22 protein-coding genes are annotated in these 22970 nt (G+C 62.6%); 9 read left to right on the top strand and 13 right to left on the bottom strand.

The window, feature by feature from the left end; all coding sequences use genetic code 11:
* Positions 1–16 precede the first annotated feature (16 nt).
* Genes LH20_RS05795 through LH20_RS05780 form a run of 4 tightly spaced genes read right to left on the bottom strand, consistent with a single transcriptional unit; the run spans position 17 to position 1478 of the window.
* Positions 17–433, bottom strand: coding sequence for a hypothetical protein (locus LH20_RS05795; protein ID WP_158501108.1), 417 nt, complete (start codon positions 431–433; stop codon positions 17–19).
* Positions 434–444: 11 nt separating this feature from the next.
* The gene (locus LH20_RS05790; RefSeq protein WP_235527135.1) at positions 445–837 is read right to left on the bottom strand and encodes a hypothetical protein; all 393 of its coding nucleotides are present in this window, start codon (positions 835–837) and stop codon (positions 445–447) included.
* A 32-nt stretch (positions 838–869) separates the two neighbouring features.
* On the bottom strand, positions 870–1166 hold the full coding sequence (locus LH20_RS05785) for a hypothetical protein (protein WP_053553402.1): 297 nt from the start codon (positions 1164–1166) through the stop codon (positions 870–872).
* A 15-nt stretch (positions 1167–1181) separates the two neighbouring features.
* Positions 1182–1478 (bottom strand): hypothetical protein, encoded by a 297-nt coding sequence (locus LH20_RS05780; protein ID WP_053553401.1) that lies wholly within the window; start codon positions 1476–1478, stop codon positions 1182–1184.
* Between the two features lie 327 nt (positions 1479–1805).
* Between LH20_RS05780 and LH20_RS05775 the strand changes: the two genes are divergently transcribed.
* A complete protein-coding gene (locus LH20_RS05775) occupies positions 1806–1985 on the top strand; it encodes a hypothetical protein (protein ID WP_053553400.1) in 180 nt (59 codons plus the stop codon).
* A 27-nt stretch (positions 1986–2012) separates the two neighbouring features.
* On the opposite strand, the gene LH20_RS05770 is transcribed toward LH20_RS05775, so the two are convergent.
* The 4 genes from LH20_RS05770 to LH20_RS05755 form a co-directional block, all read right to left on the bottom strand.
* Positions 2013–3851 (bottom strand): tetratricopeptide repeat protein, encoded by a 1839-nt coding sequence (locus tag LH20_RS05770; protein WP_053553399.1) that lies wholly within the window; start codon positions 3849–3851, stop codon positions 2013–2015.
* Positions 3852–3901: 50 nt separating this feature from the next.
* On the bottom strand, positions 3902–4753 hold the full coding sequence (locus tag LH20_RS05765; protein ID WP_083455320.1) for a winged helix-turn-helix domain-containing protein: 852 nt from the start codon (positions 4751–4753) through the stop codon (positions 3902–3904).
* A gap of 102 nt (positions 4754–4855) precedes the next feature.
* Positions 4856–5557, bottom strand: a complete 702-nt coding sequence (locus LH20_RS23930; RefSeq protein ID WP_235527134.1) for a hypothetical protein — start codon at positions 5555–5557, stop codon at positions 4856–4858.
* A gap of 137 nt (positions 5558–5694) precedes the next feature.
* Entirely contained in the window at positions 5695–6477 is a 783-nt protein-coding gene (locus LH20_RS05755; RefSeq protein WP_053553396.1) for a hypothetical protein, read from the bottom strand.
* A gap of 107 nt (positions 6478–6584) precedes the next feature.
* Here LH20_RS05755 and LH20_RS05750 point away from each other — a divergent pair, with 107 nt between their 5' ends.
* Entirely contained in the window at positions 6585–9311 is a 2727-nt protein-coding gene (locus LH20_RS05750; RefSeq protein WP_053553395.1) for a protein kinase domain-containing protein, read from the top strand.
* A gap of 827 nt (positions 9312–10138) precedes the next feature.
* Here the strand turns inward: LH20_RS05750 and LH20_RS05745 are convergent.
* Complete coding sequence (locus LH20_RS05745) at positions 10139–10771, bottom strand: tyrosine-type recombinase/integrase (RefSeq protein ID WP_053553394.1); 633 nt, start codon at positions 10769–10771, stop codon at positions 10139–10141.
* Between the two features lie 126 nt (positions 10772–10897).
* Here LH20_RS05745 and LH20_RS05740 point away from each other — a divergent pair, with 126 nt between their 5' ends.
* The 6 genes from LH20_RS05740 to LH20_RS05720 all read left to right on the top strand — a co-directional run bounded on the left by LH20_RS05740 (position 10898) and on the right by LH20_RS05720 (position 13642).
* Complete coding sequence (locus tag LH20_RS05740; RefSeq protein ID WP_442800452.1) at positions 10898–11128, top strand: ribbon-helix-helix domain-containing protein; 231 nt, start codon at positions 10898–10900, stop codon at positions 11126–11128.
* The gene (locus LH20_RS05735) at positions 11125–11451 is read left to right on the top strand and encodes a type II toxin-antitoxin system RelE/ParE family toxin (RefSeq protein WP_053553392.1); all 327 of its coding nucleotides are present in this window, start codon (positions 11125–11127) and stop codon (positions 11449–11451) included. Before LH20_RS05740 ends, LH20_RS05735 begins: the two co-directional genes overlap by 4 nt.
* 223 nt (positions 11452–11674) lie before the next feature.
* Positions 11675–12001 (top strand): helix-turn-helix domain-containing protein, encoded by a 327-nt coding sequence (locus LH20_RS05730; protein WP_053553391.1) that lies wholly within the window; start codon positions 11675–11677, stop codon positions 11999–12001.
* Between the two features lie 109 nt (positions 12002–12110).
* Positions 12111–12287, top strand: a complete 177-nt coding sequence (locus LH20_RS23925) for a hypothetical protein (RefSeq protein WP_235527133.1) — start codon at positions 12111–12113, stop codon at positions 12285–12287.
* Between the two features lie 75 nt (positions 12288–12362).
* Positions 12363–13067 carry an antitoxin Xre/MbcA/ParS-like domain-containing protein gene (locus LH20_RS05725; RefSeq protein WP_053553390.1) on the top strand — a complete coding sequence of 235 codons (705 nt, stop codon included), beginning with the start codon at positions 12363–12365 and terminating at the stop codon, positions 13065–13067.
* Positions 13064–13642: an RES family NAD+ phosphorylase gene (locus LH20_RS05720; RefSeq protein WP_083455319.1), complete on the top strand. Its 579-nt coding sequence runs from the start codon at positions 13064–13066 to the stop codon at positions 13640–13642. The genes LH20_RS05725 and LH20_RS05720 overlap by 4 nt, the downstream gene beginning before the upstream one ends.
* Positions 13643–13973: 331 nt before the next feature.
* Here LH20_RS05720 and LH20_RS05715 read toward each other — a convergent pair whose 3' ends face one another.
* The 4 genes from LH20_RS05715 to LH20_RS05700 all read right to left on the bottom strand — a co-directional run bounded on the left by LH20_RS05715 (position 13974) and on the right by LH20_RS05700 (position 21747).
* Positions 13974–15608 carry a tannase/feruloyl esterase family alpha/beta hydrolase gene (locus LH20_RS05715; RefSeq protein WP_053553389.1) on the bottom strand — a complete coding sequence of 545 codons (1635 nt, stop codon included), beginning with the start codon at positions 15606–15608 and terminating at the stop codon, positions 13974–13976.
* Positions 15605–16951: a spinster family MFS transporter gene (locus LH20_RS05710; protein WP_235527132.1), complete on the bottom strand. Its 1347-nt coding sequence runs from the start codon at positions 16949–16951 to the stop codon at positions 15605–15607. The genes LH20_RS05715 and LH20_RS05710 overlap by 4 nt, the downstream gene beginning before the upstream one ends.
* Positions 16948–19014, bottom strand: a complete 2067-nt coding sequence (locus LH20_RS05705; protein WP_053553387.1) for an acetoacetate--CoA ligase — start codon at positions 19012–19014, stop codon at positions 16948–16950. The genes LH20_RS05710 and LH20_RS05705 overlap by 4 nt, the downstream gene beginning before the upstream one ends.
* Positions 19015–19098: 84 nt before the next feature.
* Entirely contained in the window at positions 19099–21747 is a 2649-nt protein-coding gene (locus LH20_RS05700; protein WP_053553386.1) for a TonB-dependent receptor plug domain-containing protein, read from the bottom strand.
* Between the two features lie 148 nt (positions 21748–21895).
* Between LH20_RS05700 and LH20_RS05695 the strand changes: the two genes are divergently transcribed.
* The gene (locus tag LH20_RS05695; protein ID WP_053553385.1) at positions 21896–22969 is read left to right on the top strand and encodes an AraC family transcriptional regulator; all 1074 of its coding nucleotides are present in this window, start codon (positions 21896–21898) and stop codon (positions 22967–22969) included.
* The last annotated feature ends 1 nt before the right edge of the window (position 22970 follow it).

Here is a 22970-nt window from a genome sequence, read left to right as displayed (position 1 = left end):
CAGAAACTCAACGCGTCTAGGGAATGGCGACAGCCTGAATACGCTGGCAATATTGGCGTAACGTCCGATTGGACATCTTGCCGGTGTCTTCCATATATCCGTGGTCGATCAGTTCGTTGAGATAGTCAGCATTCCTGCCGACGATCCTTGTCAAATCGGCAACATCGGACGCGTATCGCCTTGCCAGACCGCTCCCGTCGGCGATGATCATGATGGCATGAAGGTCGCACACGACAGCCCCAGCATTCTGGCCGCAGAGTTTCGACACTTCATTGTCATTGTCGAGCGCGCAGTAGTTGAACGATTCAATGTCCTTTTCGTGGATATCCTTCAGGAGAGCGTCGATCTCGGCCGCCGTTTCCGCCTGCGCGGGCACGGGAAGCAGGACGACGGCAACCGCCGCCGCGAGGTATTGCTTGGCAAAGCGCATCATCATGGATTTCCTCATGGATAACCCGAACCATGGTAGGTCGGGTGCGGAATGCAGGGGCGGCCGTCGAGCGTCGCGTCATAGGTGTAGATGCCCGTGAGTGACGGCGAGCGTCCATCCGAATACCAGGTGGCATTGTAACCGCGTCCGCCGTTGGCCCAGTGCGGACAGCGATAGGCACTGGAGTAACGGCTGTCGTAACCCCCGCGCCGATAGCGGGGGCGATAGCCGTCATCCTCCTCCAACCGCCGGATCGCTGCGCGCTTGCGCTCCAGACACACGCTGTCGTGCCCGATGAAACGCCCGTCGCGATAGACCGAGCATTGTTCGTAGTCGCCATCGGACAGCGATTGGGCGGATGCGGGCATCGCAGCGATAACCGCTAGCGCTGCGATGCTACAGGTCACCGCCAAGACAAGGCGCGGTTGCTTCATGGCAATCACCGCTGCACGCCGCCCTGATCGATGGGTCGGTAATAGGCGGTGACTTTGCAGCGATGTTGATATTTCGAGTTCTTGCTCCAGCCCGACGGACCACAATCGCAAGAACTAAATCCCCGAAGCTCGGTGTCTAGCAGCCGCTTGCGCGCATTATCCTTGGCTTTTTCACACGCATCGCCTGGGGATACGCCGACAGCTCCAGCGTGAATATAATTGTCGCTGCCGCCCTGAGCCATAACGGTGCCGGAAAATGCGAGAACACCCAGAGCGGCCGTGGCGATAAATGTCTGTCTCATAACAGTTTCCCTCCTTCAGTTTGAACTCGTCCGAACCAGAACCTCGTAGGTCACCCGGCAGCGATAGACCGCCGAGGGCCCGTCGCCCTTCGATGCGATCGGGGCACAGGTGCAGCCCCGGATGTTCAGCCCCAGATATTTGCGCGCCTCGTCCATCGCCCGTGTCCGTGCCGCGGCGCAGCCGCCCCCCTCGCTGCGCCCTTGGGCATCGGCCGTCCGCACCGCCCAGCGCGCATCCTGCGCAGCGGCGGGACCAAACCACAGTGCGAGTGGGGCCGAGGCGACCATGACAAAGGCAATGCGCATAACCATCAGCGCGAAGATGTCCCCCTGCCGTCGCGTCGCGCGGCCTTGGCCTGCTCGATGGCGCGCATCAGCCCATCATGTCTGGACTGCCGGACCATGCCATTGAAGGACGCCCGGCACTGATATTCCTTCATGCGGCCACTACCGCCAGGCCTCGGTCTCGAAGTGCAGGAGCAGCTTCCTGCCTCGAATGAGCGCAGTCCAGCGGGCGACGGATTGCGTGTCGCGACGAGGCACGCTTCCCGCTCGCTGACCGCCCAATAGGATATTTGCGACCCTGAAATCGGGACCAACGGGTCGGATTGCGCTGATGCCACGCCGGCGCCGACCGCAATGGCGGCCGCCAAGCCTGCGGCTGCAATCATCTTCTTTGTTGAATTCACCGGACATCTCCCATTCAGCGCTTTCTACGCCACGAAGGGAAGGATCATGTCCGCCGCTCTGAAAATCTTTGCCCCGCCGTTGAAAAAGGCTGAAATTTCTTTCCCGGAGATTCTGAAAATTATGAATTGAACGATTTTTCAGATGCTTAATGTGGCATCACTGCATCGCGCTCAGATCCACACCAGCAAGCACTTTCGCTTCTGCCAACGCCGGATAGGTGGAGGGAAGGCGGTCGGCAGCGCCAAGGGCCGACAGGCAAGCGCGCCCTGCGGGTAATACGGCCGCCTCTTCGCCGCGCACCAGCGCGATCCGTGCCGACAGGCAATGCAGCCGGGCGCGCCAGGGATGATCGGGCATGAAGCCAGCACGGTCCATTGCCTCAAGCGCGCGGCGGCGTTCATCCTCGGCCTCGTCGGCCTTGCCAAGTGCGATCAGCGCGCGCGCCCAGCGCATATGGAAATGCGCCGCCTTGCCTTCGCGGCCGTAGAGCACCCGCGCACCGGTCTGCCGCGCCTCGCGCAGCAGGGCCTCGGCATCCCCCGATTCACCTATCTGCGCCTCAGCCAGCGCCAATTCACTCATCACGTAAAGCGTCCAGAAATGGTCCGAACCCAGCGTTTCGCGATAGCGCGCGAGCAACGGGTGCAGGATCGAGCGCGCGCCCGTCCAGTCGCGGCGCCACAGCGCGGCGACCGCGCGGCTGTAGGCGGGCGAGAGCGATTCGGGATGGTCGGGTCCGAGCGCAGCGTCGAAGACCTTCTGCGCCGCAGCAAGATGCTGTTCGGCCTTAGCGAAATCGCCAGCCGCCACCAGAAAGTCGCCGTAATCGGCATGCGCCCAGGCGGTGAGCGGATGCGATGCGCCCATTGTCGTCTGGCGGATGGTCAGATGGCGCCGGAACGCTCCATCAGCCAGGTCGAAGCGAGCAAGCTTGCGCAACGAAAGAGCGTAGAACCACTCCGCATCGGCGCGTTCGGCCGATGACAGTCCTTGCGACTTTTGCAGTACACCGGCCAATGCCGTGGCGGCGCGATCATATTCGCCGATCTCGAACTGGAGTTTGGCGCGCACCGTCTGCGCGGCGCCGAGCAGCGGCGATCGCGTGTCGCGTGCCACCTGTTCGGCACGCCGGCAGATGCGTTCCGCGCGCCGCGTTTCGCCGGCGAGGCGCAAATTCTGGCACAGCCCGATATCTATCGGGACGTTCTGGCGCGCGTAAACGCCATGAAGTCGCACGCTGAGCATTTGCGCGCGATCGAAATGGTTGACCGCCTTTTCATATTCGCCCCAGCCCGAAAAGGCCTGCGCAATGGTGCGGTGAAGCATGACGCGCGTCTCGGGGTCATCGCGCAGCCGGTTATCCATCGTCGCGGCCGTCCGCTCGACGGCCTGGCGTAGCGATTGATTCTGATAGCCCACCGCATAAGGGTCGGCTGCCGCGAGCACGTCAGACGATAAAAAGGTCAGGAGTACTTCGACCTCGCGCTCCTGTTCGGCAAGCTGCGCCCGCGCAGTCATCGCCCACCATGTGGCCAGCCCGGCGACGAGAAGACTGAGGCTGGCAATAGTGATGGCGCACGTCATCATCGCCCGCCGACGGTCGCCGAACAGGTGCGCGCGAAAACGCCGGACCACCCCGCTGGTTTCCAGCGCCTCTGGAGGCAGGGCTTCGAGGCGCTTGACCGGCCCTGTCAGCCGATAGCCGCTACCATAGACCGCCTCGACGCGCGCGCCATCCTCGCCGAGCGCCTGGCGTAGCCGGCTGATTGCTTTGGCGAGCGAGTTCTCGTGGACAATGCGCCCCGGCCAGCCGATTTCGAGCAATTCATCCTTGCCCAGCGGTTCGCCCGCGCGGCGCAGCAGAGCGGCAAGCAGGGCGGCGCAATTGCGGTCAATTTCGACCGCCTGTCCATTGATCGCCAGCTTTCCGCCAGTTTCGTCGAACAGGACGTGGCCAAAGCGCCACTTGCTGTATTGGATGTCTTCCGCCCCCATGCGCTTTTCATAACCGTAATTCGGCAACGCACAATGAAACGCTACCTCGACTAGCGATCGGCTCCCGCCGGAAGGAGGAAGCTATAAAGCCCTTCCGATGTCACCGCGACGCCCTGTCCACCATGCTGCGCCAGCAGATCGCGCTGCGCCCGCGAAGGCAGAATCGTGTAGAGATAGAAGGGCGTATGATCGCCGCGCGCGCGCATCGCCTTGACCAAATCAAGTCCGGCGAGTGGATTGCCATTCCGCCCCATGTCGGAAATCACCGCGTCATAGCGATACATGGCGAGCAGTTTGAGTGCATCGTCGCTCGATGTGACATTGTAGACGGCCATCCGCTGTCCTTCGAGAAAGCGCTTCTCTTCCACATTGTTTTCGGGATGATCGTCGACCCACAATATGCGGCCAATGACATCGGGCGCTTCGCCAATCTTGAGAGGCTGTTCCGTGGGGGCAGTCCGGTGAGCATAGATGCTGGCGAACGCACAGGCCCCGGCAATCACAGCCAACGCGATCGTGAAATGCCGGCGACGCCGCAGCGGCGGCGGATCAGGCCGGGGGTATGCCACGTCCGCGGCATCGGACACGAAGCGGTAGCCATGCCCGTAGACCGCCTCGATACGCCAACCGTCATCACCCAGTGCCTGGCGAAGCCGGCCGATTGCCTTGGTCAGCGAATTTTCATGAACCTTGCGCCCTGGCCAGCCAGCCTTGAGAAGCTCCTCCTTGTCAACAGACGTGCCGTCACCCGCAAGGAGCCTGGCAAGAACCACCCGGCTTGACCGGTCGAGTTCCACGACCTGCCCAGCGACTATCAGTTCGCCAATGGCCTCATCATATTCAATGTTTCCGAAACGCCAGAGACGGCAATCGTCGCGCTCACCCCGCATGGGAGATTGCATAACCGCAAATTGAGTCCAAGCAATGACATGTTTTCCGAGACTGTCTGCACTGCGGAACGCAAAACAACTGCGTGTTGCGCGCGGCAAGCGTATTAGTCTCTATTATCGCGAGCAGGGTTTCCCTTCATATTCGTGCCTTTGCAGCTTGTATTCACTGCCGTTCCAGCGGATCACCGGAAAACAGAAGCCCGGTCCGCCGACCTGAATGTCGGGGAAATTGTCAGTGCCTCGTGTCGCAAGGAACTCGGGAATACCGATACCGCCGGTCATTACCTTCCATTGGCCATTCGCTTGCCGGGACAGCAATTGAAAGCTCAGCCCTGACATGCCGAAGCAGATCGCGCCGCCCTCCGTGACGATCACCTCGGGTCTGCCGTCACCATTGATGTCCTCGATCTTCCCTATTGCACCGGGCTCATAGGAGGCGCCTGCCGGTGGGTCGCCGCACGCACCACTTTCCCATTGGCTGCGCTTCTGTACATAGGTGAAGCCCGCGGCCTGGAAGATGCTGCGGTCCTCTCCGCTGCCGGGTTCAGTGGGAACATCAGATTCTGGCAAAGCGCCAGGAGAAGAAGATTCGGTGCTTGCCGACATGGCCACATCACTGATTGTTGGAGTGGACTTCGCCTCGGCGGACGAGACCGGATTGGTCAGCGCAACCCTTTCCGGCGCGCCACTCACTTCACTCCCGCCAGCACTCGCAGTTTCCTCACTCGCTGCACCCTGGTTTGATTGGCCACCACAGGCAGCCAACGCCAAAGCAACCGCCAGGGAGCCCGATTTTCGTTCGAAGAATTTTCTCATCTACACGCCTCCGCACCACACTCACTATGTTCAGTCCTGCCTCTTACGAGGCGCAACAGCCTTTATTTGACGGTTGCTTCCATGATCTCCCTGTGGACCGACTGCACGGGGTGCGAGCGGTCGTCCGGGATGCAAGATCAGCCACCGGGCTTCGACCCGGATGCGAGCGGATTGGCGATCCGGCCTGTCGCGGCGAGGATCAGGCCGATGCCGCACAGGAGCAGAAGCCACGCACCGGTGCCGCTATTGATCGTAACGCTCGTCATGCCGCCGCTCCCGTTCGCCATCCCCTCGATCATGGATGCGAAGATTGCCGCATTGAGGAAGGCGACGATCGCGCCGGCACCAGCAATCATCGTGAGAATCTTCGAGGGCCTTCCGCGCCAGCAGGCATAAAGGAGGATCACGGCCGTGATGGGCGCCAGCCAGCGCGGCTGAAGCAGGATAGTCGCCATGGCCAGATCGCTTTCGCTGGAGCGTGCCATCGATATCAGATAGCTGTCGATTGTTTTCAGCAGATCGCTGCCTGCGCCGAATAGCGAGTAGCTGCGTGTCGCGGCCTCGCCGGCGGCCATGCCCATCACCGAGGGTTCCACCGACAGGAAGGTGAGGAAGCAGGCGAGCAGAATGAACAGCGCCAGCGGGGCTTCAAGCCCCTCGCGCAGCAGAGCGCCGGCCCGCTGGACCGCGTCGGTGAAACGCAGCGCGTCCGTGTCGATCGCAGACAGCGTCACTGCGGGTTTCACGGCATAGATGCCGACGGCTTCCGACGCCCGCGCCTCGAAATCGATCGCCGTGCCCGGCCTGGGATCGCCTGCGCCTTTCCATTCGGCGCGACTGAAGCCGTACCGCTTGCCGTCTTCGCCGGAAATGACGCCCGTGCCACCCGCCGGGTCATAGTCCAGTATCTGTCCTTTCATTACCCACCTTCCTTTCGCCATTGCTTGCGAAATGCATGGCGTCCGGCCTAGAAATTGTCCTCAAGAGGGGCTCAACTTTTTCTCAAGGATCGTAAGCGGCCAGGACGATGGCAGAGGATTTGCCGCATAGTTCCGCGTCGGAGCATCGCATCTGGCGTTTCGGCGACTTCGCCTTCGACGAAAGCCGGTGGGCGCTGAGCAAGGACGGACGGCCGATTGCGCTGGAAGGCAAGCCGCTCGACATCCTGCTGGAGCTTCTGCGCCAGTCCGGCCAGATCGTCACCAAGGCGGAGTTGCTCGACCGGGTGTGGCCCGGCTTGCATGTCATCGAGGGCTCGCTGACCACAGCCGTCTCCAAGCTCCGCAAGGCGCTGGACGACCGGGAGGGCGCGATCGTCGTCACCGTGCCTCGGGTGGGCTATCGCTTCGGTCTTGCCGTGTCGGTTGCGGCGGCGCCCCGGCCTTCGCCCGCGCCGCTGCGCCTGGAACAGGGCGATGCCGTGCCGGGGCGCAGCGCATGGCGTCTGGACCTGCGCCTGTCTTCCAGCGGGGCGTGTCCTGTCTGGCGGGCGCGGCACGAGAAGACCGGCGAACTGCGGGTCTTCAAGTTCGCGGACGACGGCGATGGGCTCCGGCGGCTGAAGCGCGAAGTGGCGATATCGCGCCTGCTGAGGGATGTTCTTGGCGAGCGACCCGATCTGGTGCCCGTGCTCGAATGGAATTTCGACGCACGGCCCTGGTTCGTGGAAAGCGCATATGGCGGGCCGGACCTGACGCGCTGGGCCGAGGATCAGGGCGGACTTGCCGCCATTCCCCTCGAGACGCGGCTCGCGGTACTGGCGACCGTCGCCGAGACCATCGCCGCCGCGCACAACTGCGGCGTGCTACACCAGGATCTGAAGCCCGCCAATATTCTTGCCGCCGTCGATCGCACCGGCGCATGGCAAGCCAGGGTCATCGATTTCGGGAGCGCCGCACTGGACGAACCCGACCGGCTCGCAAGGGCTGGCATCACAGCGACGGCGTTTGACGGCGACAGAGAAACGCTGAGCGGCACGGCGTTGTGGATGGCGCCGGAACTGCTCGCCGGCGCCCCGGCAAGCGCCCGATCCGATATCTATGCGCTCGGCGTCATGCTCTACCAGATGACGGTCGGCGATCTTCGCAAGCCACTCTCGCCTGGATGGGAGGCCGGGATCGGTGATCCGTTGCTGCGAACCGATATCGCCGAGGCGGCCGCCGGCGACCCCGCCCAGCGTCTCGACAGCGCGGCGGCCTTCGCGCGGCGGTTGCGCGAGATCGAGGCGCGCCGGCGCGACCATCGCCTTGCGCTGGAAGCTGAGCGGCGCGCCCGCGAGGCAGAGGACAAGCTGGCGCGATCGCGCGCGCGCCGTCCGTGGGTGATCGCGGCGGGTGCCGCGTCGCTTCTGGGCCTGGCCGCCAGCCTGACTTTCGCCTTCGTTGCGACCGACCAGCGCGCGGCTGCCGAGCGCCATGCCGCCGATCTCGAAGCGATGAACCGGTTCCTCAGCTCAGATCTGCTCGCCCGCTCCAGCCCCTATGTCAGCGGCCAGCCGGACGAGAGCCTGATCGGCGCGATCAAGGCCTCGGCCGCGCAGATTGATGCGCGGTTCGGGGATTCGCCCGCCATCGCGGCGCGTCTTCACCAGACCATCGCCCGCGCGCTGGACAGCCGTAACGACTGGACGGGCAGCAGAGATGCCTATGAGCGCGCCGCCGCCCTATGGGAAAAGGCCGAAGGTCCCGGATCGCACAGCGCCATTCGCACGCATCTGCAACGGGCGATGATGGAGGCGCGCTCCTATCAGGCCGGCACCCTGGAAGCGGCGAAGACGATCCTCGCCGCGCAGGAAGAGGCGATTTCCGCACGAGGCGGGCCTGATCCCGAACTCGCCATGTGGCTGGCCTCGGCGAAGGGCATGGTGGCGTTGATCGACAATGACGCGGCCGGAGCCGAGGCGCATTTCGGTGAGGCGCAGAGGATCGCCGAAACCATCGACGGTTTCGATCCCGCCGAACTGCTCACGCTCAGGCAGCGCCGCGCCTTCGCGCTGTTCCGGCTCGGCCGCTCCCAAGAGGCGGAAAACCTGTTCCGCCAGCTTGTTACCGACTATCGCGCAATCGGCGCGGCGAATGATCCTGCCGTCCTGCGGCTCCGGCTCAACCTGGCGCAGACCTTGATGGGACAGGGCAAATTCACCGAGGCGATCACACAGGCAGACGCTCTGGAACCCGATCTCGTTCGGGTGCTCGGGTCGGACAATGAGTTGGCTCTGCAACTGCTGGCGACGCGCGGCCAGTCTTATGGCTCACTTGAGCGGTGGGACGATGCCATCCGTGACACGACGAACCTAAATCGGCGGGCAACCGCAATGCTTGGCGAAGGCTCCTTCTTCGCGGTCGTCTCGCTGGCAGATCGCGCCCTGGCGCAATGCCGATCCGAACGGACGACCGAAGGGCTTTCCAGCGCGGCGCTTGCGCATAGCAATGCTCTTACGGCTTTCGGTCCAGATGCCGGGCTTACGCAGGGTGTCGCTTTCGTGCGCGCCCATTGCCTGATCCTTGCCGGGCGCCATGGCGAAGCCGACCCGCTGCTCGATCGGATCGATACGCGGAAGGTAGCGGAATTGACCGCCGATCCGCACTGGGGCGGCAATGTCGCACTAGCGCGCGCGCAACTGGCTCATGCGCGCGGCGACACGGGGGAGACGCGACGGCAGCTCGAACTTGCCCGACCAGCCTTCGAGCATTCGGCAACCGACCCATATCAGACGCGCGTCTGGAAAACGCTCGACACCGGGAGCCGCCACTGAGTTTCGCCGTACACGGCTTTCAAGCGGCAGTGTTCGATTTTCAGCGGCGGAATACGCATCGTCATCAGGCGATTGAAGGAACTTGTCCCGCGTTCACCAGACCAACGGTACACTCGAATATGATCCTGACCATACGAAGTCGCGGGAAGAGTTCGCCCCACCAGTGCGATTTTTCCTGAATCCCTGAAACTCGCATTCCCCGACAGCTTGGTTGCTATTGCCCTTAAGCGGCGTCTCTTTTGGGCAGTCCATATTGGCAGGGACCATACCGCTCCAGGAAGCCAAGCGCGCACATTCGACTCAAATAATGGCGTGAGATTCCGATCGCTTTGAACTCGTCCGCAGCGACGATACCTTTTCGTTTGGCCAGATCGATCGCTTGATCCTTTAAGGTTGGCGGCTTCTCCTTGGTTGGGCGTAGTGGCTCAGCGTTCCGCAGCGAACGATTGAGCAATTTAGCGTGCTTCTGAAGACGATAGCGCAGTGGAACTTCCAACTCCCAGTGAGGATTCAGCTTGGCACCGGCGAGCCATTTTTCTATCTATCCATATGATTTTAGGCGACTAATCTTCATCGCCATACTGTCCCCACATTCCCCCCTATCGAATTCCCTTTTTGGAAATCTGCGCCTAGCCACGGCTTTTGGCCGGTTGCGGTCAGGCAGGTTTCGGCGAGGTACCGGCTATAGCTGTCGGCCCCTCTCCATTTTGGCATGTCAGCCATCGCTAACAAAGCTGACGTTCGCGTGGCCGCAGGCACTCGTTGACACCTGCCCATCGTTCATATGAATTAACCGGCTTCCCAAGGACGTCAGGAAGCCGGCATTTTCAGATTTCGGTACGTTCAGACAGCGTCAAAGCATCATCGTTATCTACGCCGAGATACCTGACGGTATTCTCGATGTTGGTATGGCCGAGCAGGATTTGCACTGCCCGAAGGTTACCTGTGGCTTTGTAGATCAGCGAAGCCTTCGTTCTTCGCATCGAGTGTGTGCCATACTCCCGCCTGTCGAGGCGGACCGTCGAGACCCATTCGTCGACGAGGCGCGCATATTGCCGTGTGCTCAAATGACCGAGGTAATCGATCCTGCTTGGGAATACGAAGTCGCGGATCGTCCCGCCGCGCCGATCAAGCCATGCCTTCAGGCTCTTGCGTGCCTCGGACATGATCTCGAATTGCACCGGACGGCCAGTCTTTTGCTGGACGACAGTCGCGCGATCGCGAAATGATCCTGCACTCATCAGGTCGCCGATTCTGATCTTGACCAGATCGCAGCCACGCAATTTGCTGTCGATCGCAAGATCGAACAGAGCCCGGTCGCGCAGGCGTCTGTGTTCGTCGAGATAGAAACGGATTGCCCAGATATCGCGTGGCTTGAGTGGGCGCTTTGGCCCAACATTCTGCCCTGCATTCCAAGGGCGCCGATCATGTATGGCTGGGTCGAGGTCTGAATGTCCCATGATAGTTCTCCGATGACCAAAATTGGCCGACCGGAAGATATCGGAACGTCGCTGTGTTCGGCGATTCGAGCCTCGGGACATCTTGCCAAATTTTGCCAAGCCGCTATATCATAGCCCATGTCAACGATGAACATCTCGCTTCCGGACGCGCTCAAAGCGTTTGTAGACCAGCAGGTCAACGTGCGTGGTTACGGCACGAGCAGCGAGTATGTGCGGGAGCTGATCCGCAAGGATCAGGACATTCAGCGCCTCCGCGAAATGCTCCTGGAGGGCGCTAGTTCCGCAGCCACCGCGCCAATCGATGCCGGATATTTCCAAGGCCTTCGTAACCGTGTGAATCACCGCGCGGGGGCGTGATTGCCAAACTGGTCATACCGCGTACCAAAGCGCGGGAGGATGTCGACCTTGCGGTCGAGCATTACACGCACGAAGCTGGCGCGGATGTGGCCTTCGGCTTCATTGATGCTCTTGAACAGGCCTATACCTTCATCGGGGAAATGCCAGCGGCAGGATCTCCAAGGTGGTCTCATGAGCTGAACTTACCGGGGTTGAGGACCATACGGCTGAAAGGCTTCCCTTGGATCGTTTTCTATCTTGAATTCGAGACCTATGTGGATGTCTGGCGCGTGCTTCATGCCAAACGAGACATGCCGGCGTGGTTGGCCGATGTAGATGATTAACGCCAACTTTGCAGTCGTTACCGAGGCAATCACGTCATTACGAAAGCTGCCATTCGTTCAGGCAGGTCGCTGGGGTTAAGGCCGATAGATGGAACGTCGGCTCGGAAAGCATCGCGCGCTAGAGCGCGGGCGGAAGGCAACGCCAGCAATCTACCAAAAATCTTGACCTGCGTCGGGCTCGCGAGTACGCTAATTAGCGAATGAGCGTATTTTCAAGGATGCCATGACAGAAGCAGATCAAACTTTTGGCCGCGCCATCAGCCAGGCGCGCAAGGCTCTCGGGATGAGCCAGAAGGAACTTGCATCTAGAATTCTTCGCGAGGATGACGAACCGATTTCTCCTCAATATCTGAACGACATCGAACATGACCGCCGGAGTCCTTCATCCGACAGGATGGTCCAGCAATTCGCCGACGTTCTGAACATCAAGACCGATTGGCTCTATTATCTCGCAGGGAGATTTCCTGCTGACGTTCGCCTGAATAAGCTGTCGGAGGCGCAGTTCACGGAAGCCATGCTGGCGTTTCGCGCACCTCCTAAGAAGAGGTAGGCAGCATTATGGTGAGGTACGTTCGAGACACGACAGGACGCTTCTCGCAGAGACCTCACTACTTTCGCTGCACCTAGAAGTCGGACTTGCCACGGCCTCGCCTTCATTGTTGAACGACCTTGCAGACGCCGATTGCCGGCGGCGTCAGGCGGCGGTCGGCGAAATGGCGCGGCAGCTCGCCCACCGGCTGCGCTGCTTCGATATTCAGGGGAAGCCGGGCGAGGCCCGGATATCCGCTCAGCCTATGCTCTACCCACCCGACATGGAGCCCTTAGGCAAAAGCTAGACATACCGGACATACTGGACATACTGGACAAAATTCATGTTTGTCGCTATAACTCCATACAAAGGAGCGATGAACATGGCGACCCAATTGCAAAGTGCCGAGGCCCGCGCTGGCCTACGCCGGTTGGTGGCAAGCGAGGTCAGCGAAGCGCTGACCCGACAGCCCGGCCTTGCCAAGACCACCGCGGCCAATACCGCGCAGATCGTCGCCGCTATCGCCGCCGCGGTGATCGCGCTGCCGCCGGCGCAGCAGAGGCGGTTGAAGAGCAAGAGCGCCGATGTCGCCGACCTGATTGCGGCATTTGCACGCGATGATACGCGGGCCGAACGCATCGCCATTCCCGAACCCGCCGAGGTCGAGCCGCGTAAGGGCAGCGGCTTTGGCGAGCTGATCGATATTGAGGAAGGCCGCCGCCGGCTCTCCGCCTATTCGATCAAGGGTCCGCTCGAGGAATGGGCCGGGCCGGTCGCTGGATCGAGCGCGCTCCGCGATCGCGGCATTGCCCGCTCGACGCTCCACGACTGGCAGAGGCGTGATCAAGTCGTCGCCCTGCTCGTGGGCGCGCGCAAGCACGCCTTTCCGCTCGAACAGTTCGTGGACGGCCGGCCCGTCGAGGGTATCGCCGACATCCTCAAGATCGTCGGCAACCCGCGCCGCGCTTGGCTCTGGCTGGTCCAGCAAAGCCCGCTTCTCGGGAACATGCGACCGATCGACCTGCTCAAGCGGGAGCGCAAGGATGAGGTCGTGGAAGCGGCCCGAACCGTCTTCGAATATCCGTGAGCTTCGATCTCGCAATATTGGAAGACCTGGCGGTCGGCATCGACGTGACCGGCCATCTGCGGATCATGGAAGCGCGCCATCGCGCTACGCCGACGGGCACGGGACACGGCGAGACGCGCTTCTCAAGTCCTGTCGGCACATTCACCATTCTCTACGCAGCGCAGGATCTGCCCACCGCGCTCGCCGAGAAGATTATTCGCGATCGGTTTCAAGGCAGGAAGAAGCGCGTGCTGCTTCGGGCCGATTTCGATGAAATGGTCGCTGCGAACCTCGTTGCATCGAAGCCGCTCAAGCTGCTCGATCTTCGCACCAGCGGCGCAAGCCGGCTGGGCGTTCCGACCGATGCGGTGCGCAGCCGGGCGCAGCAGGCAGGGCGCAGGTTTAGCCAGCAACTTTACGACACGACCAACTTCGACGGCATCGTCTATATGTCACTTACTAATACCGAGTGCGGCGCCATCTATGATCGCGCCGCCAGCATTAAGCTCGATCCTGCCTGCCCGGTCCAAGACGTGACCCTACTCGCCGGCCCTATTCCGGCGCTGACAGCGCTCAGCGTCGAATTGCACGATTGATCGCTATCGATGGCAGGGGGCTCTGGAGCGGAATGGTTGCGCGAGCGGACGCCGAGGCGCCATTTGAGTGTCTCGGAGTCATGAGATCGAGCACGGTCTATCGCCGATCTAGCGAGAGAAATAGAAACGCCCGCGCCGGAATCCTCGCTATACTTGCGCGTATCCGGCCCGTAACGATGGTTTGCGTGGGAATGGAAGCCCCGGCCATCAGTAAAGTCGAAGCGGTCGCGCAGCCCCCGCTGCAAATGATCCGGAGGCGCGAAGAGATGCGCCATCCTTATTGAGACTGGACACCCTTCGAACGGAAGGCGGCTGTGGCGCGCCGCCCCCTTCAATCCGGCGCGGTACAGACAAAATTGCCCGCCGAGGCCGTCGAACCCCAGCCGCGGTAAACGGCTTTTTGAGGATAGGGGCAGAGCGGACGCTGCATTTCAATCCGTCCGGCGTCCTCGTTCGCAAACTTCGTCGCTATGATTGTCTGGGGCGCGGCCCCGCCATCGGCCCAGTCGATGAGGGCGGTGAAGATATCGTGCTTTCCGTCATATGCCGGCGGCTGCGGCGGAATGCCGAGCGTGCCATTGAACGCGTCAGGACCAGCGCCGCCACCGCAATGCATCATGCCGGGCGCCAGGAACAATCGCGCATTGTCCGCAAGTTTGTCGATGCCGCCGAATTCCTTCGCATGGCGCTCGTAAAATGCAACCGACTGGCCGGGCGCGACAAGCGTATCGGCAAGCCCATGATAGACGATCAGCTTGCCGCCGCGCGCGGCAAAGGCTTTCAAACTTCCGCGCGTCGCATCGTTCACAATTGCGCCGAGGCGATCATCGACCAGCGGCATATCCCGATCAAAGTTGAAAGCGTTCCAGTTCCAGTCGGCGCCGAACACCCATTTGAACAGAGCGCTGAACGGCGGTTGATCGTTGATCGGTTTCTGGAGGAACGCCCAGCCGAACGTATCTGGCATCTCGCTCCCGGGTAGCCAGCCGAAATAGGTCGCCTTGCCCTTCGCGTCTTGCGGGCCTGAATAGAACGCGCGCGCCGTCTCGACTTCGTCGGCGGTCAGACAGGCATTGGATGCACCGCCCCTGCACGCAAGAACGCCAGGATCGAAGGTGCAGCGCATCGGATCCGAAATGAAGCGGTCGCCCGCAAGGCCGTGCCCTTGTTTCCAGCAGGTCGCAACCGCGGCCCTGTTGAGCAGCTTCAATTTCGCATCGCTCAGCAGGCTCCCCGGCGTGCGGTGGGCGGCGGCATAGTCCCACAGGACGGCCGCATGCCCCCAGGTCCGGTTCATGACCGGAGCGCCGACGAGGATCCCGTCATAGTCCTCGGGATAGTAGAGCGCTTCGATCAGCCCCTGCTGGCCTCCGGTCGAGCAGCCGGTGTAATAGGAGCGATGCGGCCTCTTGCCGTAAAAGGCCTCGGTGATCGCCTTTCCCGTCGTCGTCATCACATGCGTCGACAGCCGGCCCCAGTCGCGCCATTTGCGCTCCTCGCCGATAAGGGCATCGCCCTCAAGCGGCGTCGCGGGCGCCGTACCGGTGTCACTCGTCGCCGTCGCGAAGCCGCGGCGCAGCCCGTCTGCCATTCCTGAATATCCGCCCGCGAGGATGCCTCCAAAGCCCCCGTTCCCGTTGCCGTGGAACACGCCCGTCCAACCCTCCAGAGGCAGCCAGACTTCAACGCCGATATCGGAACCGGGCGCGGCGCGTACGCGGGCGACGACGCGGCAGAAACTGCGATAGCCGGGCGCCTCGCCGGCGATTGAGGTTTCGGCCGGCTTCGCGGGCACAAGCGCCGCGCTTTCGATGCTGGTACCGGCAAGCTGCAGGCCGGTAAGCTCACCGCAGCGCGCGGGCGCCGCGGCCGGGGCGCTTGGAGGGGCCTCAGCCGCCTCGGCGGACGGGATCGCCGAGCCCGCACCGACTGCCGTCAGAATGGCGATTGCAAGTGTCTGCTTCATGTCGCTCTCCTGTAGTCTGCTGGCGCCGCGGTGTTGCTCAGAGATTGTTTGATCATCCGTGCCAGCCAGGCAAAGAGCAGAGCGGCGACGAGATACATTGGCGCCAGGGCGTAAAAGGCCATCCGCAAAGCATGGTCGCCATAATCGGGCCGGAAGAAATCGCTCGCCATGCCGACAAAGGTCGGGCCGAGTCCGAGGCCAATGAGGTTCATGACGAGCAGCAACAAGGCGCCCGAAATCACCCGCGCGCCGGGATCGACCTCGCCCTGGACGAAGGTGACGGTCGCGGGAAGAAAGAAGGAATTGAGAAACAGCGGTACGAACAGCAAGGCGAGCGCAACTTCCCAGCGATCGGCCGCGGCGAAGCCGAGAAAGAACGGAAGGGCAAGAAGGAGCGAGAGCGCGGGGATGCTGGCATAGGCGGCCTTGGACTTGACCGCGAAGCGATCGATGAGCCGGCCCGCGGCGAAAATGCCGGCGCCCATCCCAAGCCCCACCGCCAGTGCATACCAGACCGCCACCTCCTCGAGCGCCATCCCCTTCTCGCGCATCAGGAACAGCGTTGCAAAATTGCTGAGACCGTAGGTGATGAAATTGGCTGCACCGCTTGCGAGCGCCGCAAGCGCCAATATCGGATTGCCGAAAAACGTGCGGATGGCCGACACAAAGCCTTGCGTGGGGGCCGCCTCAGCGGTCGGCGCGGGGTCGAATTGACCGCGCTCGGGCTCGGGAATGAGCCAATACACAATGAGGGCGGTGAGCACGCCGATCGCGCCGACGACGTAAAAGGGTATGCGCCAGTCATAGGCCGCAGCAAGGGACGCGCCAAAAGCCACCCCGAGCGCCGAACCGATCGGCGGCCCGAGATTGAAGATGCCCATGGCAGTCCCCCGCGCCTCACGCGGGAATGTATCGGAAATAATGGCATAGGAGGGCGGCACGCCCCCCGCCTCGCCGATCCCGACTGCCATGCGCGCCGCAACAAGCTGGCCGTAATTGGCGGCCATCCCGCAGGCCGCGGTCGCGGCGCTCCACAGTCCGCACGCGATGGAGAGAACTTTCACCCGGTTGGTGCGATCGGCAAGCCAGCCCACGGGGATCGCGATAAAGCAGTAGAAGAGCGCGAAATAGAAACCCGTGATCCGGCCAAGCTGGCTGTCGCTGATCTCAAGACTGTCCTGGATCGGCTTGGCGAGGATCGAGATAAGCTGCCGATCGAGAAAATTGAGCACGTAAACGAAGCAGAGCATCGCGAGCACCAGCGACCGGCCCGGGTTACCGGCCGGTCTCTCCCCTATTCCTTCGGTGCCCATGGGCGCTCCTCCACCATCGATTGTTCTCATGCCCGATCCGCCTCCTTAGCCGATCCGCGCGGCGTTGCCCGAGCCTTGCTTTCGCGCCACTGCCGGGCCTGGTCGATATACCAGGGCAGAACTTCGGGCGTCGCGGTCGCATCGGCATTGATCACCTTGGCGGCCGGCCAGCCGGCAAAGAGCCGCTTGATCGGAAGTTCCTGCTTTTTCCCCGACAACGTCATTGGAACCGCCGGCGCGGCAATCAGGCAATCGGGAACAAAGCGCGGCGAGAGGCTGGTACGGATCGCCGATGCGATTCCCGCCTCCAGCGCGGGGTCGAGGCCGTGTCCTTCAGCTGGAACCACGAACATGATGAGCTTGCTGTCACCATCGTCATCTTCGACGTCGATGATCATCGCATCATCGACGGCGGGCAAGCCTTCCACGGCCGCGTAAATCTCGGCGGTGCCCATGCGCAGGCCATGCCGGTTGATCGTCGCGTCGCTACGCCCCGAGATCGTGCACCCTCCGTCGGCACCGATCGTGAGCCAGTCGCCGTGGCGCCAAACACCGGGCCAGTGGGAGAAATAGGCCTCGCGGTAGCGAGCGCCATCCTCATCCCCCCAGAAGTAAAGCGGCATGCTGGGAAAAGGCCGGGTGCAGACCAGCTCGCCCACCTCGCCGATCACCGGCTCGCCCTTCTCGTCCCACGCCTCGATGGCGGCACCGAGATGGCGGCACTGCAAGCGCCCCGGGGTATCGGCAAGCTCGGGGTTTCCAGCGAGGAAAGCAGCCGCAATCTCGGTGCCGCCCGAGACGTTGCACCACCAGATATCGTCCCTCCCCGCGGCCTTGAACTCTGCCGAACCCCAGCGCTGGACGTCTGGAGGCAGCGGTGAACCTGTACTGCCGAGCGCACGAATGGCCTTGATGCCAGGAATATCAGCAAGCTTGAGACCCGCCTTGCGGGCGCTCGAAAAAAAGGCGGCGCCTGCGCCGAACCAGGTCACACCCGCGCTCACCGCGAAGGTCCACAGGCGACTCCAGTCGGGAGCGAGCTTGGTGCCGCTCGGCGAACCGTCGAAGAGACAGATGGTGGTGCCGCTGAGGAGCCCCCCGACCTGGATATTCCACATCACCCAGCCGGTTGCGCTGTACCAGTGAAAGCGCTCGCCGAAATTGTTGCGCGAATAGCTTGGGCCGAGATCGAAATGGAGGCGGCCCGCGGCGGTCGCGATAAGAACGCCGCCGTGGCCGTGCACGATGGGCTTGGGCAATCCGGTCGTCCCGCTCGAATATAAGATCCAAAGCGGGTGGTCGAAGGGCAGCCACTCGGGCTCGAAAGCGGCAACGGCGCTGTCATCGCGGCCAAGGGCGGCTTTCAGATCGTGCGCGTCCGGCACGTCGGCGGCACCATAGCCGCTGCGCAAGATGAAGAGGGTCTCGGCACAAGGCAGCTCCGCGCGGATTTCGGCAACCGCGGCGCTTCGGTCCATCGCCTTGCCTCCATAAAGGACCCCGTCGACCGCGATCAGCGCCTTGGGCCTTGTTTGCCGCAGCCGATCGAGCACCGCGCTCGTTCCCATGTCGGGCGAGCAGAGGGTCCAGACTGCGCCGAGACTTGCGCAGGCGAGAAGTCCCACCACCGCCGCAGAGATGTTGGGAAGATATGCCGCAACGCGGTCCCCCTTCTCGATTCCGCGGCTGCGCAGTTCGAGCGCCAGCGACGCCGCCTGCCGCCGTAGCTCGGCCCACCCCAATATTTCGCGCTCGCCCGTCTCGTTCACCGCGATGATCGCCGGCTGGCCGGCAGCCTCGGCGGCGTCGACGTGGCGGAACAGGTGCCGCGCATAATTGACATGTGCACCCTCGAACCAGCGCGTTCGCGGCATCGCATCCGCGCTCAGCACCGAGGTGAAGGACGTCGGAGATTCCATCTCGTCCCAGTCCCAGATACTGCGCCAGAATGCGCCGAGATCGTCGACCGACCAGCGCCGCAAATCTTCGTAAGTCGCAAACGCAAGGCCGTGCTTCGCTTTCAGCCATTCGCAGTAGAGGCGCATCTGCGGAACCGGTGCGAGGAGAGCTGCACTGTCGCTGGGGGACGTCATCGGCACAGGGGGACCTTGCTCAAGGGAGGGGTTCAATGGAAAGGGAGGAGGCGGGCGCCCCTCAAGGGGTCCCGCCTCAAGGCATCAGAAAGCGGTCCTGAGGCTCATCGCGGCGTAGCGGCCGATTGCATTATAGCTGCCCCCGATGCCGTCGGTCCCCGGGAAATAGGGCGGCCTCTTGTCGAAGAGGTCGTTGATTTGAAGACCGATCTCCGTTCCCTTCATGAAGCCTGTATCCGGGAGCTTCAGCGAAAGGCGCAGATCCACCGTCGTGTAGCTCTTCGCATGATAGAGGCTCGAGCCGGTCGGGGTCGCAAAGGACGCGGTAACCCCGCTTCGATGATTGACGAAATTGACGAGTGTTACCGGCCCCGCCGTCAAACCGAGCGTCGTGCGCAGGGTCGTGCGCGGGATCCCGGCATCGAGCGAGTTGCTGACGAGCGAGGTCGGCGACAATTGCGTGCGATACTTGAGAATATAGTTGCCGGCGATCCCGCCGAAAACCGCCCCGAAGCCCGCATCGCGCCGGTAGCGCACGTCAAAATCGATGCCATTCGTCCTGCGTATTCCGAAATTGCCCTGGCGCAGGTCCAATATGTTGCCAATCTCCGGCACTGCGGAGAAAGTGTAGAAGAAGGGCACGGTATCGCTGATCGCAGCCGAGACCTGCTCATCGGTTGGATCGCGAAGAACGAGCGCAGCAAAGGTGGGGTCGGTGAAGACGAGCGCGCCGAGGCCCGAGGGCGTACCGATCACATCGCGATATTTGATGTCGTAGAAGGTGGCGCTCGCCGTCAGCCCCGGCGCAAAGCTCGGCCTCACGTCGGCGCCGAGCGAGAAGGTTCGCGCCTTTTCGGGCATGAGGTTGGCATTGCCGCCGAAGAGCAGCATGGTGCCCACCTGCGCCGCCCCGCGAAGCGGGTCGCGCGCTCCAAAGGCGTCGACAAGCGCCGCCGCGGCATAATAGGACCCGACGGTCGATCCAAGATCGCGAAGGCCGGGCGCGCGGAACGATCGCCCGTAGCTGCCGCGCAGGTTGAGGCCGTCGACGGGCTCCCAGGTAAGGCCCACCTTGGGATTGGTGGTGGAGCCAAAGTCACTGTAATGGTCATAGCGCCCCGACAGCGACAGCGCGAGGCTCTGGAACATCGGCGCGGCATTGTCGGCCCCGAAGATCGGCACGAACAATTCGCCGTAGACCGAGGTGACCTTGCGTCCGAGGTCTTCTGGAAACCCCACCCCGCCGCTCGACCCGCGCTGCATGTAGGTCTCGCGGCGATATTCGGCGCCGAGCGCAATCTTGAGATCCCCGCCGGGAAGATGAGCCAATGGCCCGTCGATCTTTGCCGCCCCGATGCGCGTGCGCTGACGGTTCGTAAAATCGGTGGGATTGTCGAGGATGGCAGCGACGACGGCAGGATTGGTGCGCGTTCCGAACGGATCGAGCGCGGTATCGAGCGTTGTCCCGGCAGCCGCCGCCGTCAGCGCGACCGTGTCGATGCCCGGCTGGAAGGTGTCGTTTCGCGACCAGTTGAACGTGCCATAGAGGCTGGCCTGGAAATCGCGCGGAAGCTTGATGTCGATCCCCGCGGTCGCGTTACCGGTGCGCACGCGGAACGTCTGGTCGAAATGATCCGCGCCCACCAGATTGTCGGGCCTGAAATCGACGAATTCGAAGAGGGCGCCAGTGCCGGGCGGTGCCTGGAAGAAGGGATTGGCCGCGGTGATGAGCACGAAAGTCTGGCCCGGGAGCGCGGCCTGCACCACGTCCTTGCGGTCCGAGTAGAGGAGGTCACCCCATAAGGTCACGCTCGACGAGAGGTCCTGGCGCGCCGACAGAAAGGCGCTGTGCGTCCGGTTCTCGGGCACGAGATCGACGGGCCCGCGCGGGTCGCAGGTATTGAGCCCGGGCGCGAGGCTCGGCGCGGCGTAGATCGTTCCTGTGAACAAATTGACGTTGGCGTCCGGACAGACGGCCGAGCGCGTATCCACTCCGCCTGCATCGCGGAAATCGAGCGAACGATACCGCCGGTCGGCCCCCGTGATATTGCTGTTCCTTGAATATTGATAGGCAGCCACAAGCGAGCCGCCTGCCCAGTCGTGGCCGAAGATCGTGCCCGCATTGAAGGCGTGATAATCGTCAGCAAAGCCATAGCGGACATTTGCCTCAATGCCCGAGACGCGCTTGCGCGTGATGAAGTTGACCACGCCCGCAACAGCGTCCGAGCCGTAGATCGCCGAGGCGCCGTCCGCGACGATCTCGACGCGCTCGATCGCGAGTTCGGGAAGAAAGGGGTAATCGGGGTTGGTCTGCTGCGTGCTGCCCGAAATCAGACGATGTCCGTTCATCAGCGGCAAGGTCGCGGCGGGCGGTAGGCCGCGCAGGCCCGGCGCGAAGGAGCCGAGACCGCCGTTGCTGGTACGCGGCGCGGTATTGAAGCTGTTGAGCTGCGGCACGGTGGCGAGGAGTTCGGGCGTGCTTGCAGCGCCAATCAGCTTTGCATCTTCGCGCGATACGCCGATGAGGCCCGATCCCGTCGGGGGGATGCCGCGAATGCTGGTACCCGTCACGACGATCTCGCTATCGGTCTCGCTGGAGGCATTTGCCGCCTCCGCGCGATCGTCCGACGTTTGAGCCTGGGCTCCGACTGGCGTGAAACAGGCTGCGGCGGCGATCGCGGAGCCCGACAGAAAACAGGCGCGGCGGGCCGCAAGAATGATATCGATCGACATGATGTTCCTCTCCCTCCTTTGGAGCGGCAAGTGCCGCGGCCGGGCTTTGCCGACTTGATGCCCTGCTTATGGTCTGCCAGACGGGTTTGTAAGTGCCCTGGCGGACATCAGTGTGTCTTTGGCGGACAGGCAGAATGGGAAAGTGACGATGGCCAATGGTGATTCGGACGGCGGCGCTGCCGGTGGCAACGCCCGCGCCGGCTTCCCCTCGCTCAACCAGCGCATCTTTGCGCCCTTCAAGCTCGCAACGGTCATCGACGCTGTAGCGGGCCGCGGCATCGCGCCCGAGGCTGTGCTCGCGCGTACGGGCCTGACGCTCGCCGAGGTGCGCAATCCCAACACGCTCACCTCGATCGGCCAGTATCTGACCGCATGCGAGAATATCGTCGCAGCCGGCGCCGGCTTCGCCGACGCGTTCGCGATCGGCTCGCGCCTGCACCTCTCAGCCTATGGCATGTACGGCTACGCGCTCATGTGCTCGCCGACGATGCGCGATTTCTTTGATTTCGCGGTTCGATACCAGCCGCTCGCAACGCCCACGGTGCGGCTTGGGTGGCGCACCGAAGGCGCGCTGGCGATCTGGCGCTTTCAGGAAATCTACCGCGACGTGATGAGCAACGAGGTCCGCACCTTCCTCATCCGCCAGCAGATGAAGATGACCTTCACCCATATTCGCGACACGGCGGGTCGAGACAATCTGCCGGTTCGCGCCGTGTTCGCGCTTCCTGAAGACGGGCAGTCAAGGGAAGATGAGCGCGAGCTCTCCTGCCCCTGCCTTTATGGCGACGAGGTCAATGAGCTTCATTATCCGGTCGGAATTCTCGACCAGACCCCCGAGCTTGGCAATCGGCTGACGAGGGCGATGCTCGAGGAGACATGCGAGCGGCTGATCGGTCAGTCACGGATCGCATCGGGCCTTTCGGGCGAAGTCTATCAGCTTCTTCTGCGGGCTCCCAATCAATCGACCTCGATGACATCGATTGCAGAGCAGCTGGGCCTTCAGGAGCGCACCCTTCGCCGCCGGCTCGCGGCAGAAGACACAAGCTACGGGGAGATCGTCGACGATGTCCGCCGCAAGCTTGCGATCGAATATCTTGAGACCACGCGAATGAGCGTGGACGACGTCGCCTGGAAAGTGGGTTTCAGTGACAGCGCCAATCTGAGGCGCGCGGTGAGGCGATGGACGGGCAAGACCATCAGCGAGGTCCGCGCGCGAAAATAGA

The sequence above is a fragment of the Sphingopyxis sp. 113P3 genome (assembly GCF_001278035.1).
In the GTDB taxonomy this organism is placed as follows: Bacteria; Pseudomonadota; Alphaproteobacteria; order Sphingomonadales; family Sphingomonadaceae; genus Sphingopyxis.
Note: the sequence above shows the minus strand (reverse complement) of the source record. Positions and strands in the feature narration are given on the sequence as shown.

Excerpts from the sequence above, each read along its gene's own strand:
- LH20_RS05765 (WP_083455320.1), bottom strand. The coding sequence starts at position 4,753 with ATGCAATCTCCCATGCGGGGTGAGCGCGACGATTGCCGTCTCTGGCGT.
- LH20_RS05775 (WP_053553400.1), top strand. The coding sequence starts at position 1,806 with ATGGCGGCCGCCAAGCCTGCGGCTGCAATCATCTTCTTTGTTGAATTC.
- LH20_RS05700 (WP_053553386.1), bottom strand. The coding sequence starts at position 21,747 with ATGTCGATCGATATCATTCTTGCGGCCCGCCGCGCCTGTTTTCTGTCG.
- LH20_RS05715 (WP_053553389.1), bottom strand. The coding sequence starts at position 15,608 with ATGAAGCAGACACTTGCAATCGCCATTCTGACGGCAGTCGGTGCGGGC.
- LH20_RS05745 (WP_053553394.1), bottom strand. The coding sequence starts at position 10,771 with ATGGGACATTCAGACCTCGACCCAGCCATACATGATCGGCGCCCTTGG.
- LH20_RS05740 (WP_442800452.1), top strand. The coding sequence starts at position 10,898 with ATGAACATCTCGCTTCCGGACGCGCTCAAAGCGTTTGTAGACCAGCAG.
- LH20_RS05725 (WP_053553390.1), top strand. The coding sequence starts at position 12,363 with ATGGCGACCCAATTGCAAAGTGCCGAGGCCCGCGCTGGCCTACGCCGG.
- LH20_RS05780 (WP_053553401.1), bottom strand. The coding sequence starts at position 1,478 with ATGGTTATGCGCATTGCCTTTGTCATGGTCGCCTCGGCCCCACTCGCA.
- LH20_RS05785 (WP_053553402.1), bottom strand. The coding sequence starts at position 1,166 with ATGAGACAGACATTTATCGCCACGGCCGCTCTGGGTGTTCTCGCATTT.
- LH20_RS05795 (WP_158501108.1), bottom strand. The coding sequence starts at position 433 with ATGATGCGCTTTGCCAAGCAATACCTCGCGGCGGCGGTTGCCGTCGTC.
- LH20_RS05750 (WP_053553395.1), top strand. The coding sequence starts at position 6,585 with ATGGCAGAGGATTTGCCGCATAGTTCCGCGTCGGAGCATCGCATCTGG.
- LH20_RS05705 (WP_053553387.1), bottom strand. The coding sequence starts at position 19,014 with ATGACGTCCCCCAGCGACAGTGCAGCTCTCCTCGCACCGGTTCCGCAG.
- LH20_RS23930 (WP_235527134.1), bottom strand. The coding sequence starts at position 5,557 with ATGAGAAAATTCTTCGAACGAAAATCGGGCTCCCTGGCGGTTGCTTTG.
- LH20_RS05755 (WP_053553396.1), bottom strand. The coding sequence starts at position 6,477 with ATGAAAGGACAGATACTGGACTATGACCCGGCGGGTGGCACGGGCGTC.
- LH20_RS05770 (WP_053553399.1), bottom strand. The coding sequence starts at position 3,851 with ATGGGGGCGGAAGACATCCAATACAGCAAGTGGCGCTTTGGCCACGTC.
- LH20_RS05695 (WP_053553385.1), top strand. The coding sequence starts at position 21,896 with ATGGCCAATGGTGATTCGGACGGCGGCGCTGCCGGTGGCAACGCCCGC.
- LH20_RS05710 (WP_235527132.1), bottom strand. The coding sequence starts at position 16,951 with ATGAGAACAATCGATGGTGGAGGAGCGCCCATGGGCACCGAAGGAATA.
- LH20_RS05730 (WP_053553391.1), top strand. The coding sequence starts at position 11,675 with ATGACAGAAGCAGATCAAACTTTTGGCCGCGCCATCAGCCAGGCGCGC.